The 21822-nt window shown below is 48.1% G+C and carries 17 protein-coding genes and 2 pseudogenes; 16 read left to right on the top strand and 3 right to left on the bottom strand.

Annotated features, from left to right (window positions below; translation table 11 throughout):
• Window positions 1–12 precede the first annotated feature (12 nt).
• Window positions 13–1398 (bottom strand): diaminobutyrate--2-oxoglutarate transaminase, encoded by a 1386-nt coding sequence (locus tag SK33_RS10920; protein WP_003020802.1) that lies wholly within the window; start codon window positions 1396–1398, stop codon window positions 13–15.
• 608 nt (window positions 1399–2006) lie between these two features.
• Here SK33_RS10920 and lysC point away from each other — a divergent pair.
• Window positions 2007–3368, top strand: a complete 1362-nt coding sequence (gene lysC, locus SK33_RS10915; protein ID WP_048217880.1) for a lysine-sensitive aspartokinase 3 — start codon at window positions 2007–2009, stop codon at window positions 3366–3368.
• A gap of 114 nt (window positions 3369–3482) precedes the next feature.
• On the opposite strand, the gene ychH is transcribed toward lysC, so the two are convergent.
• Window positions 3483–3764, bottom strand: coding sequence for a stress-induced protein YchH (gene ychH / locus SK33_RS10910; RefSeq protein WP_003020810.1), 282 nt, complete (start codon window positions 3762–3764; stop codon window positions 3483–3485).
• 274 nt (window positions 3765–4038) lie between these two features.
• Between ychH and pth the strand changes: the two genes are divergently transcribed.
• A complete protein-coding gene (gene pth, locus SK33_RS10905) occupies window positions 4039–4623 on the top strand; it encodes an aminoacyl-tRNA hydrolase (protein ID WP_003020814.1) in 585 nt (194 codons plus the stop codon).
• A gap of 115 nt (window positions 4624–4738) precedes the next feature.
• On the top strand, window positions 4739–5833 hold the full coding sequence (ychF, locus tag SK33_RS10900; protein ID WP_003020818.1) for a redox-regulated ATPase YchF: 1095 nt from the start codon (window positions 4739–4741) through the stop codon (window positions 5831–5833).
• A gap of 167 nt (window positions 5834–6000) precedes the next feature.
• Here ychF and SK33_RS10895 read toward each other — a convergent pair.
• A pseudogene (locus SK33_RS10895) lies at window positions 6001–7109 on the bottom strand (IS3 family transposase).
• A 233-nt stretch (window positions 7110–7342) separates the two neighbouring features.
• Between SK33_RS10895 and SK33_RS10890 the strand changes: the two are divergent.
• The 13 genes and pseudogenes from SK33_RS10890 (at window position 7343) to SK33_RS10830 (ending at window position 21580) form a co-directional block, all read left to right on the top strand.
• Complete coding sequence (locus SK33_RS10890; protein WP_048217882.1) at window positions 7343–8251, top strand: helix-turn-helix transcriptional regulator; 909 nt, start codon at window positions 7343–7345, stop codon at window positions 8249–8251.
• A gap of 3 nt (window positions 8252–8254) precedes the next feature.
• Window positions 8255–9832: a hypothetical protein gene (locus SK33_RS10885; protein WP_048217883.1), complete on the top strand. Its 1578-nt coding sequence runs from the start codon at window positions 8255–8257 to the stop codon at window positions 9830–9832.
• A gap of 16 nt (window positions 9833–9848) precedes the next feature.
• Complete coding sequence (locus SK33_RS10880; protein ID WP_048217884.1) at window positions 9849–10421, top strand: hypothetical protein; 573 nt, start codon at window positions 9849–9851, stop codon at window positions 10419–10421.
• 12 nt (window positions 10422–10433) lie between these two features.
• Complete coding sequence (locus SK33_RS10875; RefSeq protein ID WP_048217885.1) at window positions 10434–11462, top strand: hypothetical protein; 1029 nt, start codon at window positions 10434–10436, stop codon at window positions 11460–11462.
• A 50-nt stretch (window positions 11463–11512) separates the two neighbouring features.
• Window positions 11513–11800: a YkgJ family cysteine cluster protein gene (locus SK33_RS26645; RefSeq protein WP_075262466.1), complete on the top strand. Its 288-nt coding sequence runs from the start codon at window positions 11513–11515 to the stop codon at window positions 11798–11800.
• Window positions 11801–11970: 170 nt separating this feature from the next.
• Window positions 11971–13118 (top strand): IS3 family transposase gene (locus tag SK33_RS10865; RefSeq protein WP_113772681.1). Its coding sequence is split into 2 segments (ribosomal slippage): window positions 11971–12208 and window positions 12208–13118, totalling 1149 coding nucleotides; the frame shifts between segments, so codons are not numbered across the junction.
• A 14-nt stretch (window positions 13119–13132) separates the two neighbouring features.
• Window positions 13133–14149: pseudogene (locus SK33_RS10860) on the top strand (EAL domain-containing protein); the annotation flags it as partial.
• Window positions 14150–14352: 203 nt separating this feature from the next.
• Complete coding sequence (locus tag SK33_RS10855) at window positions 14353–15084, top strand: MerR family transcriptional regulator (protein WP_003841536.1); 732 nt, start codon at window positions 14353–14355, stop codon at window positions 15082–15084.
• 309 nt (window positions 15085–15393) lie between these two features.
• The gene (locus SK33_RS10850; RefSeq protein WP_003020867.1) at window positions 15394–15924 is read left to right on the top strand and encodes a Csu type fimbrial protein; all 531 of its coding nucleotides are present in this window, start codon (window positions 15394–15396) and stop codon (window positions 15922–15924) included.
• A gap of 14 nt (window positions 15925–15938) precedes the next feature.
• On the top strand, window positions 15939–16661 hold the full coding sequence (locus SK33_RS10845; protein ID WP_003020869.1) for a fimbrial biogenesis chaperone: 723 nt from the start codon (window positions 15939–15941) through the stop codon (window positions 16659–16661).
• Between the two features lie 55 nt (window positions 16662–16716).
• The gene (locus SK33_RS10840; protein ID WP_048217887.1) at window positions 16717–19002 is read left to right on the top strand and encodes a fimbria/pilus outer membrane usher protein; all 2286 of its coding nucleotides are present in this window, start codon (window positions 16717–16719) and stop codon (window positions 19000–19002) included.
• Between the two features lie 13 nt (window positions 19003–19015).
• Window positions 19016–19984, top strand: coding sequence for a Csu type fimbrial protein (locus tag SK33_RS10835; protein WP_048217890.1), 969 nt, complete (start codon window positions 19016–19018; stop codon window positions 19982–19984).
• 321 nt (window positions 19985–20305) lie between these two features.
• The gene (locus SK33_RS10830; RefSeq protein WP_003020877.1) at window positions 20306–21580 is read left to right on the top strand and encodes a Glu/Leu/Phe/Val family dehydrogenase; all 1275 of its coding nucleotides are present in this window, start codon (window positions 20306–20308) and stop codon (window positions 21578–21580) included.
• The last annotated feature ends 242 nt before the right edge of the window (window positions 21581–21822 follow it).

Genomic DNA, 21822 nt, shown 5'->3' with positions numbered 1-21822 from the left:
ATCCAACTCCGTTTAAACCGGCTTCACGCCAGCGCCCAGCAGGGCGTTTTCGAATTTATCGAGGAAAATTTCCAGCTCAGCGTTGGTGATCAGCAGAGACGGCAGCAGACGCAGCACGCAGCCGTTGCGGCCACCACGCTCCAGAATCAGCCCGTTTTCGAAGCATTTCTTCTGCAGCAACGCAGACAGCTCGCCATCAGCCGGGTAGCAACCCATATGATCCTGCGCTTCGTTCGGATTCACGATTTCCAGGCCGATCATCAGGCCCAGACCACGCACCTGGCCGATAACCGGGTAGCGTTTCTGCAGGTCAGTCAGTTTGCCTTTCAGCCACTCGCCCTGGGCGGCAACTTTATCGGCAATCTTGTCGTCTTTGAGGATCTTCAGCGTTGTCAGACCGGTCGCCATCGCCAGTTGGTTGCCGCGGAAGGTGCCAGTGTGGTGGCCCGGAGCCCACGCATCGAATTGCTTTTTAATGCCCAGTACCGCCAGTGGCAGACCGCCACCAACCGCTTTGGACATCACAATGATGTCTGGCTCAATGCCAGCGTGTTCGAAGGCGAACAGCTTACCGGTACGTGCGAAACCAGCCTGAACTTCATCGATGATCAGCAGAATGCCGTGTTCCTGGGTTACTTTACGAATGCGTTGCAGCCATTCGACCGGAGCCGGATTCACGCCACCTTCGCCCTGCACCGCTTCGAGGATTACGGCAGCCGGTTTACGCACGCCGCTTTCAACGTCGTTGATCAGGTTTTCGAAGTAGTAGGTTAATGCTTTGACGCCAGCGTCCCCGCCGATACCCAGCGGGCAGCGGTACTGATGCGGATATGGCATAAACTGCACTTCCGCCATCATATTGCTGACCGCTTCTTTCGGTGACAGGTTGCCGGTCACGGACAGCGCGCCGTGGGTCATCCCGTGGTAGCCGCCGGAGAAACTGATGATACTGGAACGGCCGGTCACTTTCTTCGCCAGCTTCAGCGCCGCTTCAACAGCATCTGCACCGGACGGACCGGTGAACTGCAGGCAATATTCTTTGCCCTGGCCCGGTAATAAAGAAAGTAAATATGATGAGAATTCATCTTTTAATGGGGTAGTAAGATCAAGCGTATGTAACGGTAAGCCGCTTGTGATGACACTTTGAATGCTCTGCAGCACTTCAGGATGATTATGACCAAGCGCCAGGGTTCCGGCACCTGCCAGGCAATCAAGATATTGATTATTTTCTACATCAGTAATCCAGACGCCCTGCGCTTTAGCGATTGCTAATGGCAGTTTACGTGGATAGCTGCGGACATTAGATTCAAACTCAGCCTGTCTTGCTAAAAAGGTATCATTGCTCTGTGGTAATGAATTAGCACTTAAAGTATCAATACGGACTTTATCCGTCATCATATCACTCCTACAACCAGGTGTAGATTAACGCCTGATTGAATAAATGGTTATAAGGATTACCTGTAAAAAAGCGCGGCTAATATATGTTGTTTTAGCTTAGGACTCAATCATTTATTTTTTTGCATCAGAAATAACAACTTTCCCTTTAAAAATCAAAGCACAAAGACTATCTACCATTACTAAATCCTAAAGAAATATAGCTATTTAATTAACAATGTTGTCGCTAATTGCAACGCAGACAATGTAATAAAAACCATGAGATTTTCATGTTTTTATTATTTTTTTACACGTTTTTACCATTAATAATGTAGGCACTTTCTTGTTACGACATGATTTTTCACTTATTTGCCTATAAATCGAATAAAAAAGTCGATCCCTTAATATAAATCACTTAGTATGGCGCGCTTATTTGCAGGCTTTGTAAATAAAATTAATGCGCAGCACCCGGTAACGCGTACAGGCGACACTCGTTATCGACAACAGGTATACCCTGGGTTGTCAGCAGAAATGTTCGCGGGCGGACATTTCGTAAGGCGAACTTTGTTCCCTTATGCCGAGAATGAAAATTTTCTAGCCATACTTTTATGGCGCCCTGATATGAGATTGTTATGACTCGCATTTATCCACCATCCGTCGTTGCCAAATTTGGCGGCACCAGCGTCGCTGATTTTGATGCGATGAACCGAAGCGCCAGCATTGTCCTTGCTGATCAAGATGTCCGTTTAGTCGTTTTGTCTGCTTCAGCAGGCGTGACAAACTTACTGGTCGAGCTTTCTGAAGGTCTGGAAACGCATCAACAATTAGATAAGCTTGAGACTTTACGCGCCATCCAATACAACATTATTTCCCGCCTGAAGCAGCCTTCCGTTATCAGCACGGAAATCGATAATCTTCTCAACAATATACATCGTCTTGCACAAACGGCGATGGTTTCACCGTCTGATGCGTTAAGCGATGAATTAGTCAGCCATGGCGAGCTGATGTCCTCACTACTGTTTACTGAAGTCTTACGTGAACGGCAGGCCGAGGCCGAGTGGTTTGACGCCCGCTGCGTGATGCGTACTAACGCGAACTTCGGCTGCGCCGAACCCGAGCTTGGCACACTGCACCACCAGGTGGAGACTCACCTGCGCCCTCGTCTTGAGCAAGCGATTATGGTGACTCAGGGATTTATCGGGCGTGATGCCGCAGGACACACCACAACGCTTGGACGCGGCGGTAGTGATTACACGGCTACGCTTCTCGGTGAGGCGCTTCACGCCACACGCGTTGACATCTGGACCGACGTCGCAGGGATCTACACCACCGACCCACGCATTGCGCCGCGGGCCAAACGAATCGACCATATCTCATTTTCCGAGGCCAGCGATATGGCCGCCTACGGTGCGAAGGTCCTCCACCCGGCTACGCTACTCCCGGCAATGCGTAAAAGCATTCCGGTCTTTGTTGGCTCAAGTAAGGATACTGCCGCCGGAGGTACGTTGGTGCACAACACCACCGATAATCCACCTCGCTATCGTGCGCTCGCCGTGCGTCGTAAACAGACGCTGTTGCGGTTACACAGTCTGGAGAAGCAACCTTCCTGCTCTTTCCTGGCGCAGTCCTTCGCCATTTTAGCTCGCCACGCGGTCACGGTGGATTTGGTTACAACCTCAGAGAATAGTATTGCGCTGGCGCTGGACGCCACTCATGCAACCTCAGGTGAAGACCATGTGCTGACCACCGCATTGTTTACCGCATTATCCTCCCACTGTCGTGTAGAAGTGGAAACCGGGCTGGCGTTGGTCACTTTGGTGGGGAATCAACTCACACAGGCTGCGGGAGTTTGCAAAGACGTTTTTGCCTGGCTTGAAGAGCATACGATACGAATGATTTGCCATGGAGCATCGAACGACAACCTGTGCATCCTGTTACCGGCTGACGATGCAGATAGCGCGATTAGAGCATTACATTACCGGTTATTCGAATAATTCTTCTCTTATTCTGTCGCATCCAGTTTAAGCAATGATCATAAACAAGCAGAGCCCTGGTTTTATAACCGAGGCTCTTCATTCTGACCACCACCCTCTCAACAGAGGGAGGATTTAGTTATGACGGTGATTGGTGTCACCACGACGACAGCGTTTGTCATAATGACGTACCCACCAGTAACGGTCACTGATTTGTTCGTGTCCACCCACTCTGGCACCTGCTAACCAGAGAATACCGCCAACAAAAATACTGAGCACCGCACCATGTGCGAAAAACTGCGGCAGATTAAATTGCGGCAACTGGTTTAAAATTGAATAACCCACACCCACAACCATTACCACCAACCCTAAAGCCATGAGCACGTTACCGAGTAGCGAAGCGTTTTTGCGTTTCATGTGTCACCTCCGGAACTTTGGGTTGTTACAGGGAATACCCCTAATCCTTATGTGTAAAGTATAGACAACACTGCCGTTCGCAAGTGCGGGAGCGATCACAATTACAAACACTCATGCAACAAAACTTTACAAATAAGCCACTGAACATACTCATTTTCTAATAGTCCATTTGTGCAATTATTCAGCTTTTGGCGATAAGCACGCAGTTTTTTGTCAAGCGCACCGTCAGACAGTAAACTACACGTCGTTTATCGAAACACTCAGGACAAAACACGTGGCGATTAAATTGATTGTCGGCCTGGCGAACCCCGGCGCAGAGTATGCGGCAACGCGACACAACGCAGGCGCATGGTATGTCGATCTACTGGCAGAGAGATTACGCGCCCCCCTGCGCGATGAGCCGAAATTCTTCGGTTACACCTCCCGAGTAACGCTTGAAGGTGAAGATGTCCGTCTGCTGGTACCGACCACATTTATGAATCTTAGCGGCAAGGCCGTCGGTGCGATGGCCAGTTTTTATCGTATTAACCCCGATGAAATTTTGGTCGCGCACGATGAATTAGACCTGCCTCCTGGCGTCGCCAAATTTAAGCTTGGCGGAGGTCATGGCGGACATAATGGCCTGAAAGACATCATTAGCAAATTGGGTAATAACCCCAACTTTCATCGTTTACGCGTTGGAATAGGCCATCCGGGCGATAAAAACAAAGTTGTCGGATTTGTTTTAGGCAAACCGCCTGTTTCAGAACAGAAGTTAATTGATGAAGCGATTGACGAAGCGGCACGTTGTACCGAGATTTTGTTCAAAGATGGCCTGACCAAAGCTACGAGCCGGTTACACACCTTTAAAGCGCAATAAGCAGTGATGTGCGGCATTTTTCTCGCGTGCTGTGTATAATAGGCAAAGTTATTTACATTTCTACAATCTGTTTTCCATAACAGGTTGAATATCAAAAGATTAAGGTGATTTAAACATGGGATTCAAATGCGGTATCGTCGGTTTGCCAAACGTAGGCAAATCCACCCTGTTCAACGCGCTCACAAAAGCGGGTATTGAAGCGGCAAACTTCCCGTTCTGTACTATCGAGCCGAACACGGGTGTTGTCCCGATGCCCGATCCGCGTCTGGATCAGCTGGCCGAAATCGTCAAACCACAGCGTATCCTGCCTACAACGATGGAATTCGTCGACATTGCCGGTCTGGTAAAAGGCGCGTCCAAAGGTGAAGGTCTGGGTAACCAATTCCTTACCAACATCCGTGAAACCGAAGCTATCGGCCACGTGGTGCGTTGCTTTGAAAACGACAACATCATCCACGTTAATAACAAAGTGGATCCGGCTGACGACATCGAGGTTATCAATACCGAACTGGCGCTGTCTGACCTGGATACCTGTGAGCGTGCTATCCATCGTGTGCAGAAGAAGGCCAAAGGCGGTGACAAAGACGCTAAAGCGGAACTGGCTGCGCTGGAAAAATGCCTGCCACAGCTGGAAAACGCCGGCATGCTGCGCGCGCTGAAAACGCTGACTGACGAAGACAAAGCGGCCATCAAATACCTGAGCTTCCTGACCCTGAAGCCAACCATGTATATCGCTAACGTCAACGAAGACGGTTTTGAGAACAACCCGTACCTCGACAAAGTGCGCGAAATCGCGGCTGCCGAAGGTTCTGTTGTGGTTGCCGTTTGCGCTGCCGTTGAAGCTGACATCGCAGAACTCGATGATGCTGACCGTGAAGAATTCATGGCTGAAATGGGTCTGGAAGAGCCGGGCCTGAACCGCGTTATCCGTGCTGGCTACGAATTGCTGAACCTGCAGACCTACTTCACCGCTGGTGTGAAAGAGGTCCGTGCATGGACCATTCCTGTCGGTGCCACGGCTCCGCAGGCAGCCGGTAAAATCCATACCGACTTCGAGAAAGGCTTTATCCGCGCGCAAACCATCGCGTTTGAAGACTTCATTACCTATAAAGGTGAGCAAGGCGCGAAAGAAGCTGGGAAAATGCGTGCCGAAGGTAAGGACTATATCGTCAAAGATGGCGATATCATGAACTTCCTGTTCAACGTTTAAGTTGCTTCTTCTGTCTGATCAGGCTTCCGGAGCTTTGTCAGATAAATGAAGGCGAAAAAAATCCACGCAGCTGCGTGGATTTTTGTTTTCATAACGCCCCTGCTAGCACCTTAGAAACGCAGCTAAAATTGAGCATGCTGGTGAGTGCAATTGTATGCACACCTGTTTTAGTTCCACGCATTTTTTGAGATTTCCGGCTTTTCAGCCATCAGTCGGTACTCTTCCAGCGTCAGGTTGTTCAGGGATTCATGAGGCCGCTCGTTGTTATGTTCCACCAGCCAGCGCTCGGTAATTTCCCGTGCGTCATTCAGTGTTCTGAACAGGTAAAAATCCAGAGTTTCTGTCCGGTATGTCCTGTTGAACCGTTCGATAAAAGCATTTTGTATAGGCTTACCCGGCTTGATAAATTCGAGCATCACGCCATGCTCTTCGGCCCGCTGCACCAGAGCCTGTGAGACTAATCCTGGTCCATTGTCCATCCGCATCTTCAGTGGATATCCGCGGTTTACTACGATCCTGTCCAGTGCCCAGACGACACAATGAGTCGGGATAATCAGGTCGATTTCTATCGCCAGCGCCTCACGGTTAAAATCATCCACCACATTGTAGGTCCAGAAGCGTCTGCCGCAGACCAGCGCGTCGTGCATAAAATCGATGGACCAGCTCTGGTTTAACGCTTGCAGCATCGCCAGTAGTGTTGGATTACGTACTGGCATCCGCTGTTTTCCCTTACGACGAAAATTCAGTTTCAGCAGGCAGTAAATCCGGTGTACACGCTTATGATTTCAGGTATTGCCCTGTCTGCGAAGCACCTGAAATAGCTTCTTAAAACCGTAGCGCGGATAGCGTTCTGCCAGCTCAGTCAGCGCATGGATCACTGGTTCATCACGTCCGGCATTGGGCTGATAAAAATACACCGTCCTGCTCAGCGATAACGTCCTGCAGGCTGGCGTAAACTCATGGCAAATTGTGCCGTCAGATAGCTGACGAGCTCACGCTTTATCGCTGGTTTTAAAGCCTTTTTCGATGACGTCTTTTAACGCGCGATTTTCCAGACTCAGGTCGGCAAACATTTGTTTCAAACGTCGATTCTCATCCTCAAGGTCTTTGATTTGTTAATATCGACCGCTTCCATCCCGCCATACTTTGCCTTCCAGTTGTAATAGCTGGCCTCCGAAATAGCGACCTCACGGCACACATCCTTGACAGTACGTCCGGCTTCGACGGACTTCAGAACGGCGATGATCTGGTGTTCAGTGAATCGGATCTTACGCATAGCGATCTCCTCAGGGGATATAATCAGTATGTAGAAAGATCTCTAAAAGTGAATGGGCCGTTTTACCGGGATGCTTACAAGTGCGTATGGAAAATATGGTTGACGCTTCTTAAAAAAAACGCAGAGTTCATTGCAATGCATGTATGATAAAAAACTGAGCCTCCTTAAACACACTGACATGACCTGTCAGTTATGAGGAGTAATATTAGGGAAAATTACAGAGGGGCGTATGCATGAGCGGACACGAAATCATGGCACAAAGGATAACCACTATTGTGGCGGAGTTGTATCAGCATGGTTTCGTATCACGACTGAAATTAATGGATGAATTCAACATCAGCGAACGTACACTGTATCGTGATCTTAATCGTCTTGGAGATCGCATAATCCATGACGGAAACGGCATTTATAGACTGGCCCCTGCTTACGCCAAACCTATGTCTCTGAATAATTTACAAAATTTTGTTAGAATCTTTGATATGGAGGATGTATTCCCTACAAAAAAAATATTCTCACAGCCTGATTTCACCTCATTGAATATACGTTCATTACCAGGTGATCCTCAAGCGAAGCGTATGCTTGAATGCAATTATGGTCTGTTTGATAAAGCTATTCGTGAGAATCAAATTTGTGAGTTCCACTATAAAGAAAAACAGCGGACCGTTGCGCCCTATAAACTCATAAACACGAAAGGTGTTTGGTATCTGGGGGCTGTAGAGAACGGGAATGTCAAGGGATTTCAACTAGCTAAAATTCACTGGCTTAAACTGAAAAATGAATACTTCACACCAGATCCTAGCATTATCCAATATTTTATCGAGGAAGATGATGTCTGGTTCTCTATGAATAAACAGATTGTGCATGTCAAAATCGCAGCTGATGTAAGCTATTACTTTCAGCGTCGAAGAATACTTCCCGCACAAAAAACAATCAGCCAAGAATCTAACGGCGACTTAATCGTGCAAACGGAAATGGCGCATGAAAACCAATTATTTCCACTGTTACGCTACTGGTTACCAAATCTTATTATTATTTCTCCTGTTGAGATACAACGGCGTTTCTATCAGAAACTTAACCAGCAAATAACAGAGTTGAAAACACAATACAATGGAACTACTTTTGACAACCAGCAGCAGGAGTGAATTATGTTACATAACCCAGAAAAAAAAGAATCGTTATCTCCATCTAATGTAGATAAACATAAACGTAACAGAGAGCAAATCGAGCTCGAGCAGAACCGTGCTGCTATTGCCCTTGCACAGGATGAAATCGTTAAACGTTATGGGAGCGCTGGTGCTGAATTTATTAAAGGCTATCAAGGTGTTGATCATGAAACAGGGCAACGTTTTGCAAAAGGTCTTGCAGACGTCTCTTCACATAAGGTAAATCCCGATTACGCCACACAGAATATTAAACAACAAGCTGGCTTCTCTGCCGAAATTGCAACTACCAGTCGCGATAATGCAGAAGCAATTATAAATGGCGATACTGCACGAACGTGGCGTAGCGATGATTTGCCTGAGTTTGGCCGTAACCATAACGTAGTTGATCGTGTGATGATTCAGGATGGCGTGATTGTAGAAGGTTCTCAGAGCCAGATGAAATTTGTAGGTGACCGAGACCAACTTTTTAAAGATATCACAAAAGATGACGGTAAATTTTCCCGCTATCGAGGAGTTAAGCTAGAACTCCCTTCTGAACAATACAAAGGAGCAGCAGAACACTGCCGTAAACAAGCCTCTGATCTACGCGAGCAGGCGGATAAGGTTGAGGCTTCAGGAAAACATGATATTGCAGATAAGCTCCGCCGGGAAGCAGACAATTACGAGCAACTGGGTGACAATGTGATTGATAGTGGTTTAACAACAGAACAAGCCATTTTTTACCGTGAGCATCCTAAGATAGCAACAGCAATGGATATTGCGCGTACCAGTCACAGAGCAGGTATCGAAGGGGCTAAAACAGGAGCTGTTGTTGGCGGTGTGATATCATTAGTTATCAATATTTTTAATGTCGCTCAGGAGAAGAAAGCACTGGGTGAAGCAATTGAAGACATCACTGTTGACAGCGCGAAAGCAGCGGTGCTGGGCTATGGTACTGCATTTGCAGGATCAGCGATAAAAGCAGGTTTGCAGCAATCAGAGAAGCAGGCACTACGGGCGATGGCCGGAACGACAGCCCCGGTTCTAGCGGTCAATATTTGCCTATCGCTTGGCATATCTATTAAGCGTTACATCAATAATGAAATTAATGAATCTGAACTGCTGGATGAGATAGGTGAAAAAGGTTCCGGTATGCTTTCTAGCGGAATGATGGCGGCGCTAGGACAAATTGCGATTCCTGTTCCGGTTGTAGGGGCGGCAATTGGCGGTATGATTGGTTACACACTCTCATCTATGTTTTATCAAAGTGCTCTTGAGGCCGCACGTGAGGTGACACTTTCACGTGAGCGTCTGGCGCATATTAGCGCTATTGAGAGTGAAGCTCGAGCACAAATCAAACAGCAACAAACATTGCTTGATGAGTTTACTACTCGGGAAATCCCACAACTTTGTAAAGACACCCAACATTTCTTTAATGTTATTTCGCGTGGAACCGATAATATTGACGACCTGGCCTTTGCCGTTAATGATTTTGCCACTTTACTCGGTGCACAATTACAGTTTCAGACTATGCCTGAATTCGAAGAATTCATGGGTTCAAACAAACCATTAATGCTGTGAAAAGTGAGGGAATACCATGCTAATTAGAATGCTGCCTGATGAGAAAAAGGTCCTACTCGTGGAACTTGCCAAGCTTATAACGTTATCTGACAACCAATTAATATGGAATGGAAAATCGAAGGATGAACTAACATCCGACTCTGATCTAAATAATCTAACAATTCAGAAGAATTCGCTGGAAACAGAGTTACTGGAACAAATGGAACAGAGCTTTTCAGGTGGTTTTTTCGGAGTCGTATTAGATGGATTATATGGTCATTCTACTGAGCATCAATTAATTGAGAAACTAAAAGCCTATCCACTTTCTCAAATTGATGCGCCCGAGACTCGTATTCAGGCGGCGACCTCAGTATTAAAACTACTGCTTAATGATCAAAAAATTGATAATCCCGCAACAGTAAAAATCATCATTTTCCAGCTTTTTTTAGTCGCTCTGCGAGATGGCCATATTTCCAGCATTGAATGGAACCTATTGAATGAGATCCAGTTACACTTTAAGATCCCAGATTTTATTTTTAAAGATCTTCTGGATCGTGCCGAAGCCTTGAACATTGAAATGAGTAAAATACTCGCTCTCGTACTTGAATGAAGGAGTTATGGTATGCCTATCCCTATTATTATCGGAGCAGTAGCCGCTGCCGCTGGAATTTATGGTATTGCTAAAGGTGTTGGTGGTGCCAAAGATCACAGCAATGCAAAAAGCATTAATGAAAGTGCACAAAATATGGTTGACGATATTAGTTCGCAAATAGAGTCAGGCCGCAAGCTAACAAATAACGTTATTGAAGATTATGGACAGCGCAAGCTTCGTGCGTATAACGGCGTTATTAATGATTTCATTGTTAATTTTGGACGTCTCAAAAATGTTGAACTAACTAACAGTGCTGAACTGGAAAAACTCAACGCGGGCGATTTTACCAGTACTACCTTGTCAGCGCTTAAACAGGATTACCAGATTCTGAAAGATGCCGGTTTGGGTATTGGAGCAGGAATGGGAAGCGGCGCAGCGCTGGCTTTTGGTGCCTACAACGGCACGATGCTACTGGCGACTGCAAGCACAGGAACGGCTATCTCCTCGCTATCAGGCGTCGCAGCAACTAACGCAACCCTGGCCTGGCTAGGGGGAGGTTCACTAGCCACGGGGGGTTTTGGTATGGCAGGAGGAATGATGGTGTTGGGGGGAATTGTTGCAGGCCCGGCACTGGCAATTTTCGGCCATATTATGGGAAATAAGGGTGAAGCAGCGTTGAACAATGCACGTAGCAACATGGAACAAGCCCAAACAATTTACGAAGAAGGCTTATTAATGGTAGGGAAACTCCAAGCCATTGAAAAAGTAACAATACTCGCAAATAATGCATTCTCTCTGACGAGTGGCCTTCTTCGTAGCGCTGTTTATGATATGAAGAATGCGCTGGAGAACTACGGTGAAAACTTCCCTGACTTCCCGCAGGAGTGCAAAGATGCCGTGTTCATGTCTGTTAAGTATGCCCAATTATTGAAAGCAATGATTGATACTCCGATCCTTGATCAAGAAGGAAACCTGGTACTTTCAACTGAACGTAGAATTATCAATATTACAGATGTTGCTGAGGGCAGAAAGGACAATCTGGACGATATTGACGCATAAGATTAAAACAGGCTCACGTATCATCGTGAGCCTTATAACGGGTGAAAGAAATGTACTGCAACAGTGATCAATTACCATTTCCATGCTCAAAGTGTGGTCTATGTTGTCAGCGAGTAAATCTAGCAAAAGAAACGCTTTTTCTGGACAAAGGCGATGGTACGTGCCGCTATTATGACTCTGCAAGCAAGGGGTGTAGCATCTACAATGAGCGCCCAGATATATGTAGGGTTGATCTGCAATTTGCGCTTCATTACACCCATCTCTACACATGGGAAAATTTTGTTGAACTCAATTTAGTTGTGTGTCGCCAACTAATTGAGGCTGATGAAAGTAAGTGACAATGAAATTTTCCCGTCTAACCGAATCATTCACTTTATAAAATCTTTCGACATACTGGCTATACCCTCCAAATGAGAGCGCTATGAGTATACGGTTCATTGAACACTGAATCGCCACGGGTTTAACAGACACCTCAGAGTCATTTAAGATGGCTTAAAGAGAGGTGCCCATGAGCGGTAAGCGTTATCCCGAAGAGTTTAAAACTGAAGCAGTCAAACAGGTTGTTGATCGCGGTTATTCTGTTGCCAGCGTGGCAACACGTCTCGATATCACCACCCACAGCCTTTACGCCTGGATAAAGAAGTACGGTCCGGATTCTTCCACTAATAAAGAACAGTCAGATGCTCAGGCCGAGATCCGTCGTCTCCAGAAAGAGCTGAAGCGGGTTACCGACGAACGGGACATATTAAAAAAAGCCGCGGCGTACTTCGCAAAGCTGTCCGACTGAGGTACGCCTTTATCCGTGACAACACCTGTTGCTGGCCTGTTCGCCTGCTCTGTCGGGTGCTGGATGTTCATCCCAGTGGTTTTTACGCCTGGCTTCAGCAGCCGCATTCTCAACGCCATCAGGCAGACCTGAGACTGACAGGACAGATTAAACAGTTCTGGCTGGAATCGGGATGCGTCTATGGTTATCGCAAAATCCATCTGGATCTGCGGGACAGCGGGCAACAGTGCGGAGTGAACAGAGTCTGGCGACTGATGAAACGTGTCGGGATAAAGGCTCAGGTCGGATACCGGAGCCCGCGGGCACGTAAAGGCGAGGCCAGTATCGTGTCGCCCAACAGGCTCCAGCGACAGTTCAATCCGGATGCTCCTGATGAGCGTTGGGTAACAGACATAACCTACATCAGGACCCACGAAGGCTGGCTGTATCTTGCTGTGGTTGTTGATCTGTTCTCACGCAAAATTATCGGCTGGTCCATGCAATCCCGGATGACAAAGGACATTGTCCTGAACGCACTGCTGATGGCTGTATGGCGGCGTAATCCCCAAAAACAGGTGCTGGTTCATTCGGATCAGGGCAGTCAGTACACAAGCCATGAGTGGCAGTCTTTCCTGAAATCACACGGCCTGGAGGGCAGCATGAGCCGTCGCGGTAACTGCCATGATAATGCGGTTGCAGAAAGCTTTTTCCAGTTGTTGAAACGCGAACGGATAAAGAAAAAGATCTACGGAACGCGGGAAGAAGCCCGCAGTGATATTTTTGATTACATCGAAATGTTTTATAACAGTAAGCGTCGGCATGGTTCTAGCGATCAGATGTCACCGACAGAATATGAAAACCAGTATTATCAACGGCTCGGAAGTGTCTAGATTATCTGTGGCGATTCAATATCGTTGAGCTGATGTGTGATTACGCTCCTGCGAGAAGATTCGGAAAAGTGGGAATGGAGTTATTTGATCTACAAAAACATGAACGCAATGACGTTCTGCAAGCTGTGCTGAATAAGGGAACATCAAAATTTCAGCTCACCTATGATGACAGGGCGTTACAGTTTTTCCGCACATTTGTCCTTGCGACGGAAAAATCGAGCTATTTTGAAATACCAGCGCCGGATTGCTGGAGTTTTATTGCCGACAACTCTTGTACTCTCCTGGATGAAAACACACTCCCATCCGATATAGATTTCAGCTTTGCTTTTCAACCAATTATCGATCCTATGTCGCAACGCGTCATTGCTCTGGAAGCACTTATTCGTGGTAGAGACGGTGAAACGCCCGCAACTTATTTTGACAACTTAAATCCTGAGGAACTGTATACCGCGGATCTGCAGAGCAAAAAGACTGCTTTTGCAATGGCAAGCGCGCTGGGACTTAACGACAAAATGCTGTCAGTCAATCTGCTCCCCATGACCCTGGTAAACAAACCCAATGCAGTCAGCTTTCTTATAAACGAAATCGCTGCGCACGGGCTAGTGCCTGAACAAATCATTGTAGAGTTTACCGAAAGTGAAGTTATTTCTCGCTTTGATACGTTCGCGCAGGCCGTGAAGTCACTCAAGGCTGCGGGGATCTGTGTGGCGATAGACCATTTTGGGGCAGGTTTTGCCGGGCTTCAGCTTCTGTCTCGTTTTCAACCCGACCGAATTAAGATAAGCCGCGAGCTGATCACGGATGTGCATAAAAGTGGACCGCGGCAGGCTATCATTCAGGCAATTATCAAATGCTGCGCGTCACTGGAAATTATGATTTCCGCAGTCGGCGTTGAAAAACCCGAAGAGTGGATGTGGCTTGAATCCGCGGGCATTGAAATCTTCCAGGGTAACCTTTTTGCACAAGCCTGCCTGAATGGTATTCCATCTGTTGCATGGCCAGAGAAAAATGATTTCTCAGCGTCAAAATAACTAACGCATTGTTATAAATCAACAATCACCACAACCGCCCTCATGCTGAACATAAAAAAACAGCATTTACTCCTTGCATGATAGTAAAGTAAATCTTAATTTTGCTAGAATCTTATATATGTTTTGTACAATTTGATGAATGTTGTACAAAGTAGCAGGAACCGCATATCGGTGACGGAGAATCAGGAGTGTCCGGGGGAACTATGGCTTATTACAGCATTGGGGATGTCGCAGAACGTTGCGGGATAAATCCTGTCACCCTTCGGGCATGGCAACGACGTTACGGTTTACTCAAACCTCAACGCAGTGAAGGTGGCCACCGACTCTTTGATGAAGAAGATATTCAGCGTATTGAAGAAATAAAACGTTGGATTAGCAATGGCATACCTGTTGGCAAAGTTAAGGCATTGCTGGAAACCAGTACCCGTCAAGCTGACGACGACTGGAATCAATTACAAGAAGAGATGATGAGCATTCTTCGCATGGCACATCCACCGAAGCTGCGAGCCAAAATTACCGCACTCGGTCGCGTTCACCCCGTAGATGCGCTGATTGATCACGTTTATCTTCCCGTACGTCAACGGCTGATACTTGACCATAATACATCCCGCATAATGAACAGCATGCTTGATGGCGCATTGATTGAATATGTTGCAACACTGCTGTCTGAAACGCGGCGCAAGTCAGGAAAGGATGCTCTCCTGCTGGCCTGGGATGTTGAAGACAGAACCCGTCTGTGGCTCGAAGCCTGGCGTTTATCGCAATCTGGTTGGCATATTGCCGTTCTGGCTGAACCCATTGAATCGCCAAGACCTGAACTTTTCCCTGGGCAAACGCTTTTTGTCTGGACCGGTATCGCGCCAACCCGCAGACAAAATGAACTGCTACAACACTGGAATGAGCAAGGTTATAAGGTCATTTTCCACAGCCCGTAGCCAATACGTAATACGTGTAAGATAAATCATACGACTCTCATTTTTTGGGTGGTTATTTTGAGTACCATCCAAGGAATATGTTGCCCCCTATTCTCCTGACTTAACACCCGCCATAGCATAAAAACAAAACAACATACTCACCCGTTGGTATTATTTTTTTGTCGACGACATCACCTTTTTCCTAAGTAAAATTCATTAGATCAACTGGCGTACACCTAATACTTATTCTAGGGTTAAATTATGTCTTCTTGTGCCACATTATTGTTTTTCTAAAGTAATAAATGTGGTTATTTGAAAAAGGTAAAGGATATGGCTCTAGTCTTAGACAAACGCTTAATTCTTTGTTGCTGCGCCTTTTCCATTATCTCTGTGGCAAATGCAGCAACCGTTAACGGAACATTTCAGGTGCTGATGACGATTCAAAAGGCCTGTACCGTGACTGCGGGTTCGGCTTCAAATATCACACTTGGTCCGGTGAATACCACGGCGACAAATACCAGTGCAAGCAACACTATTTCAATTAATTGCTCAAAAACCACGCCCTATTTTATCGGGCTGGCGCCATCGGCCGCTAATGGAGGGACGACGACGGGCTCGGGCGCCATGTCCTCTGTGGCTAACGCTGCCACCAATACCGATAAAGTGCCCTATCAGCTAAATCGCACGTCAGCAACAGGTCCGGTATGGGGAAATACCGCCACCGACACCGCACCTGGGAATGGCGTAGCAGCGACAGGGACCGGCCTGGTGCAAACTTTTACTGTTTATGCCACCGCACCGAGCGCCAACTTCACTCCTGACGACTATGCCGACACGGTAACGGTTAACGTTAACTACTAACTTCAGGAAGCTATATGAGAGTAAAACTGCCTGTTAAGCAGTGTGCCTGCGCATGCCTGCTAGGGATGGTTGCGAGCGCCAACCTTGCCACCGCCAGTGGGCTGCAAATAGCCCCGGTCACGTTAACGTTGCAAGCGACGCAAAATGCCGATGGTATCTGGTTGAGTAACGCGGGTGAGAATGTGCTCAATGCCCAGGTTCGGGTTTTTCGCTGGAGTCAAAGTGCTTATGACAACAAACTTTCCCCCTCTCAGGGGCTGGTGATAAGCCCGCCGATGTTGGCATTAGCCCCTGGAGAACGTCAGTTGATTCGAGTTATTCGCACAAGCCCTCCCTCGGCACATGCCGAAGACGCTTATCGTTTGTCGATAGATGAGTTACCTCCTGCAAAAGTAGAAAAAAATAAGCTTCAGTTTGTGCTGCATTATTCCGTTCCCGTTTTCATTCAACCAACATCAGCGGCACAAACGCAGGCAAAACTGCAATGGAAATTACAACAACTGGATGGCAAAAAATTCATTGAAGTCAGTAATCAGGGAAATGGGCATGCACAGTTATCTGCTGCAACATTTATAAGCCCTGACGGTACTAAAAAAGTCATTACACCCGGACTATTAGGCTACGTTTTACCAGGCTCAACAATGCGCTGGATAGTCTCCCCGTCGGCCAGTAATAATCATTATGGCGGGAAAATTGAAGTCACAATCAATGGCCAAAAAACAGTACAAGATCTGTAACAGATTCTGGCTTCTGGTGAAATATTGCTTTCTCAATGGAGTATTAATATCGGGAATGGTTTGCGCACAAACGCTGAATAATAACCAGAGTGAGAATGGTGTTATTAATAGCACCTCACAAATTACGGGAGTCGATTTGTATCTCGATGTCACCTTAAATGGGAATCCCGTTGGGCTGGTACATTTTGGCTACGATAATGGAAAGCTTTATGCGGGAGCTAATACCCTGAGTAAAATGGGCTTTCGCTTTGCTCCAGACGCCACTAACGCCGTCTGCCTGAACGATATCCCCCAGTTAACCATTGACTACAACGTTCAGTTGCAAACGCTCTCGCTTACTGCGCCACTTAGTTCACTCGAACTTGCCACCACGCAGCTTAACTCGCCTATCGAAACCGCGCCAACGGCGACAACATCACGCGGAGCGCTGCTCAATTATGATATCTATACCCAGCAGGGGGATGAGAGCGTAATAAATACCTTCAGTGAACTTCGCGCCTTCAATGCTGCCGGCGTGCTCAGCACCACCCAGTTGACGCAGTACTCCACCGAGGAATACGCCGATAACAGTTTTGAGCGCCTTGATACCAACTGGCGTACCTCATTTCCTGATACGATGTTGGCGTTAACCGTTGGCGATACCCTGACAAGCTCACTCATCTGGTCCCGACCAACGCGTATCGGCGGCATTCAGATAGGCACCGATTTTGGTTTACAGCCCTATATGCCAACCACCCCGCTCCCTGCATATCTGGGATCCGCGACGTTGCCATCAAACGTTGAGCTGTACGTGGACGGTGTCAGGTACTACAACGGAGAAGTCCCCGCAGGTAGTTTTCAGATCAACACCATGCCTAACATCAGCGGCGCGGGAACGGGTCAGGTGATGATGACAGATGCGTTGGGCAGAACGAGCGTACAAAATTTTTCGTTCTACAACGATCAACAACTCCTGCGGGAAGGATTAACCGCCTGGTCGGCAGAATTGGGCACGGTACGCGAAAATTATGGTTATTCCTCTTTTGACTATGCCAGCGCACCGGTATTGAGCGCTACGTGGCGTCGCGGGTTTAGCAATACGTTGACCGCCGGGGCTCACGCAGAAACCAGCGACGGACTAATTAACGCAGGCTTCAGTAACGACTGGATCCCGGGAACCCGCAGCGGCACATTTTCGACATCACTTGCCGCAAGTAGCGATTCAGGGCAGAACGGATTTCTGTATAGCTTTGGTTATCGTTGGTCCGGCGGACGGTTTAATTTCAGTACCAGTACCACGGCAACTTCTGGCGATTACCGCGATGTCGCCACCCATTATGGTGAGCCGCCCCCAACGCTTAACAGCAACACGGTCATTGGCTATTCGCTGGAATCTGCCGGAAATGTCAGCCTGAGTTACCTGCAGTTTCGTTATCCACACGAAAATGCGGTGCGCTACGCCAACGTCAGCTGGTTCAAATCCGTTACAGACAACATCTCACTGAATGCCGGATTCAACCAGAACATTGACGATAACCGCGATCGCAGTCTCTATCTGATGGTAACGATTACCACTGATAACAATCTGAGCGCCAGCAGCACGCTACAACGCACCAACGATGAAACCGGCTATCAGCTCAACGCAAGCAAGACGCCGCCTGCCGATGGCGGTTGGGGCTGGAATCTGGCCGCCAGTCAGCAGGCTTCCCGACAAAGTGGCCAGGGAGAAGTAGGATATCTGGGGCGTTATGGTAAAGCGTACGCGGGATTCAGCCGTTTACCAGATAACCATTACGGCTACGCAGGCGCAACCGGATCGCTGGTGACCATGGGAGGCGGCTTGTTTGCAGCAAGGGAAATCAACAATGGTTTTGCCGTCGTCTCAACTGACGGCGTGCCTGATGTTCCAGTCAAATTGCAAAATAACCTGATTGGCCGCAGCGATGACCAGGGACTACTGCTGGTCACGCCGCTCAACAGTTATCAAAAAAACCTGATCAGTATTGACCCGATGGATCTCCCCACCAATATGCGGATCGCACGCGTTGAGACGAATGCCACGCCTGCAGATCGTTCCGGTACTTTGGTTAGTTTTGGCATCACCCCCGTACGTGCTGCACAGGTTATCCTCGTTGACAATCAGGGTAAGCCAATTCCTGAAGGCAGCATGGCTTACGCCATCAACAGAAAAAGACAATCGTCTGTCGTTGGCTTTGATGGGATGACCTGGTTCGACACACTGGAGCAGCACAACACGCTGCGCGTTGAGACGGACACCGGTAGTTGTCGCGTGCAATTTGACTATCCCGTGTCAGCAAAGGGGATTGTGCAAATAGGCCCGCTGGTTTGTCGCCCACACTAACAGGAGTGCGCTCATGAGGTTAAGACATCTGCTACTCATTGCTGCCGTACTTTTTTGTCCGGCAATTAGCCATGCGGTAACCTGTTCGGTGAGCAATGTGCAACCCATAAATTTAGGTTCGGTCAATCCACTGTCTGCGACAGGCGCAACGTCATCAATGACGTTCAGTTACACCTGCACCAAAGAGCTTGGTGACGCGCTGGCAGGGATCAACCTCTGTTTTAATATTGGCGCCTCGGCCGTCAGCGGCCAGGTGACACCGCGAAATATGTCATTAAGCGGAACGCCTGCCAGTACACTGGCATACCAGCTTTACCAGGATAGCGGGCGCACCAAAGTTTGGGGCAGCCAGTATCAGTCGGGAACCACTTTTCCCATGGTACAGCTTAACCTGCTGAATCTGACGCCAGTGACGGGTTCACTCACGGTATCGGCGCAGATCGTCACACCACAAACCGCAGCCGTCCCCGGAAATTATCAGGATAACTATACGACGGCAACAGCCCTTGTCACTCTCAATCCCGGATTGCTTTTCCCGCCAACAACCTGTGGCGATACGGTTGCCGCCAGGCTGCCTTTCACCGTATCGGCGACCGTAAGCAAACAGTGCAATATCACCTCTGCAACCGATATTAGCTTTGCGCCAGCCAGGGCGACCGGGCGTAACCTTACGGCTTCAAATACCGTGGGCGTAGCATGTTCCAATAACACGCCTTACACCATCGGGCTTCAGCCCTCCAACGGTAATACGGCAGGCAGCGGCGTGATGGCGGGCACGGGGTCAAATACGGATAAAGTCCCCTACCAGCTTAGTTCGACGCCAGGTCCTTCCGGTACGGTCTGGGGCAATACATCACTCAATACCGTCGCGGGCAACGGTACGGGAACAACAACTATCTACCCGGTTTACGCCACCGTCCCCAGCGCGAACCACACGCCAGACAACTATGCCGATACCGTTACCATCGCCGTAACCTACTGACCTCATCTTAACCGCAATAAAGCAAATACATTTTGTTATCAAATTATTTACTTTTAGAGGTGCGTCATAAATCTAACAAATTACGATTTTTATATATTCTGCATATTAAATTACGCACCCTGCAAAACAACCCAATTACAAGCAAAGACACAGAATAACTATTCAATCGCAAGTTAAAGCCCATACTAATCATGGCGATAATTCGTGCTGGTCGGGCAGGCCCTTCTATGAAAAAAATGTTAAATTTAGGTTTATATGGTGAGATTCACTGTATACCACGGCCAAATTAAGAACATATTACTTTTATAACTAAGGTTTATCATGGATAAGTTATCTTACGCTTCAGATAGCAGCACATCTGCCTGGAATACCTACCTGCAACAAATCGAGCGTGTGGCCCCTTACCTGGGCGAACTTTCCCATTGGGTGGATACCCTGCGCCACCCAAAACGCGCGCTGATTGTCGATATCCCGGTGCAGATGGATGACGGCACTATCCGTCATTTTGAAGGGTATCGCGTGCAACATAACCTCTCCCGCGGGCCGGGCAAAGGCGGTGTGCGTTATCATCCTGATGTTGATCTTAATGAAGTGATGGCCCTGTCCGCATGGATGACCATCAAATGCGCAGCGTTGAACCTGCCGTACGGCGGTGCCAAAGGTGGAGTGCGCGTCGATCCGTTCTCGCTGTCTGAAGGCGAACTGGAGCGTTTAACTCGTCGTTATACCAGCGAAATCGGCATTATCATTGGGCCGCAGAAAGACATTCCTGCGCCGGATGTAGGTACTAACGGAAAAGTCATGGCCTGGATGATGGATACCTACTCCATGAACCACGGCACCACCGTGACCAGCGTGGTCACCGGTAAACCTATTCACCTTGGCGGTTCATTAGGTCGTGATAAAGCCACCGGTCGCGGCGTTTTCGTCAGCGGTCTGGAAGTCGCGCGCCGTGCCAACATCGAAGTTGAAGGTGCTCGCGTTGCAGTGCAAGGTTTTGGTAACGTCGGCAGCGAAGCCGCCCGACTGTTCGCGGCAGCTGGTGCACGCGTGGTCGCGATTCAGGATCACACCGCTACGCTGTTTAACCCCACAGGTATCGACATGACCGCGTTGTCTGCCTGGCAGTTAGAGCACAAACAGATTGCCGGTTTCCCGGGCGCTGAAACCATCGCCAGCGAGGCCTTCTGGAGCCTGGATATGGATATTCTTATTCCGGCCGCGCTTGAGGGTCAGATCACCCGTCACCGTGCGGAAACCTTGACCTGTAAACTGGTACTTGAAGGCGCTAACGGCCCAACCTATCCGGATGCCGATGATGTGCTGGCAAGCCGTGGTATCGTGGTTGTGCCTGACGTGGTCTGTAACGCCGGCGGCGTAACCGTCAGCTACTTCGAATGGGTTCAGGATATGGCAAGCTTCTTCTGGAGTGAAGAAGAGATCAACAATCGCATGGACAAAATCATGACTGATGCGATGGTGCATGTTTGGGAAAAAGCAGCTGAGAAATCCTGCTCCCTGCGTACCGCAGCCTACATCGTTGCCTGCGAACGCATTCTGCTGGCACGAAAAGATCGCGGAATTTATCCGGGCTAACGCCGAAATCGACCATGCCTACAAACCACCTGTTCTGCAGGTGGTTTGTTTTCCATAAAAAATCGTTCAAAAACGTTCCGCACAAATACCGCCCGACCTCTCACTTTCGCTGTTTTATGCACCATGACGTTCCAATACGGAACATTATTATGCTGCTATGTTTCGTATTGAAATGCTCTTCACAGCAATTTTCTTTTGCAAACCCGTGTGCAAAATTACCTTATCGGCAGCGAGCGGTCGCC

This window comes from Citrobacter sp. MGH103, assembly GCF_001034475.2.
Classification (GTDB): Bacteria; Pseudomonadota; Gammaproteobacteria; order Enterobacterales; family Enterobacteriaceae; genus Citrobacter; species Citrobacter freundii.
Note: the sequence above shows the minus strand (reverse complement) of the source record. Positions and strands in the feature narration are given on the sequence as shown.

Coding starts and splice junctions, on each gene's coding strand:
- SK33_RS10920 (WP_003020802.1), bottom strand. CDS start 1,398: ATGATGACGGATAAAGTCCGTATTGATACTTTAAGTGCTAATTCATTA.
- lysC (WP_048217880.1), top strand. CDS start 2,007: ATGACTCGCATTTATCCACCATCCGTCGTTGCCAAATTTGGCGGCACC.
- ychH (WP_003020810.1), bottom strand. CDS start 3,764: ATGAAACGCAAAAACGCTTCGCTACTCGGTAACGTGCTCATGGCTTTA.
- ychF (WP_003020818.1), top strand. CDS start 4,739: ATGGGATTCAAATGCGGTATCGTCGGTTTGCCAAACGTAGGCAAATCC.
- SK33_RS10890 (WP_048217882.1), top strand. CDS start 7,343: ATGAGCGGACACGAAATCATGGCACAAAGGATAACCACTATTGTGGCG.
- SK33_RS10885 (WP_048217883.1), top strand. CDS start 8,255: ATGTTACATAACCCAGAAAAAAAAGAATCGTTATCTCCATCTAATGTA.
- SK33_RS10880 (WP_048217884.1), top strand. CDS start 9,849: ATGCTAATTAGAATGCTGCCTGATGAGAAAAAGGTCCTACTCGTGGAA.
- SK33_RS10875 (WP_048217885.1), top strand. CDS start 10,434: ATGCCTATCCCTATTATTATCGGAGCAGTAGCCGCTGCCGCTGGAATT.
- SK33_RS26645 (WP_075262466.1), top strand. CDS start 11,513: ATGTACTGCAACAGTGATCAATTACCATTTCCATGCTCAAAGTGTGGT.
- SK33_RS10855 (WP_003841536.1), top strand. CDS start 14,353: ATGGCTTATTACAGCATTGGGGATGTCGCAGAACGTTGCGGGATAAAT.
- SK33_RS10850 (WP_003020867.1), top strand. CDS start 15,394: ATGGCTCTAGTCTTAGACAAACGCTTAATTCTTTGTTGCTGCGCCTTT.
- SK33_RS10845 (WP_003020869.1), top strand. CDS start 15,939: ATGAGAGTAAAACTGCCTGTTAAGCAGTGTGCCTGCGCATGCCTGCTA.
- SK33_RS10840 (WP_048217887.1), top strand. CDS start 16,717: ATGGTTTGCGCACAAACGCTGAATAATAACCAGAGTGAGAATGGTGTT.
- SK33_RS10835 (WP_048217890.1), top strand. CDS start 19,016: ATGAGGTTAAGACATCTGCTACTCATTGCTGCCGTACTTTTTTGTCCG.
- SK33_RS10830 (WP_003020877.1), top strand. CDS start 20,306: ATGGATAAGTTATCTTACGCTTCAGATAGCAGCACATCTGCCTGGAAT.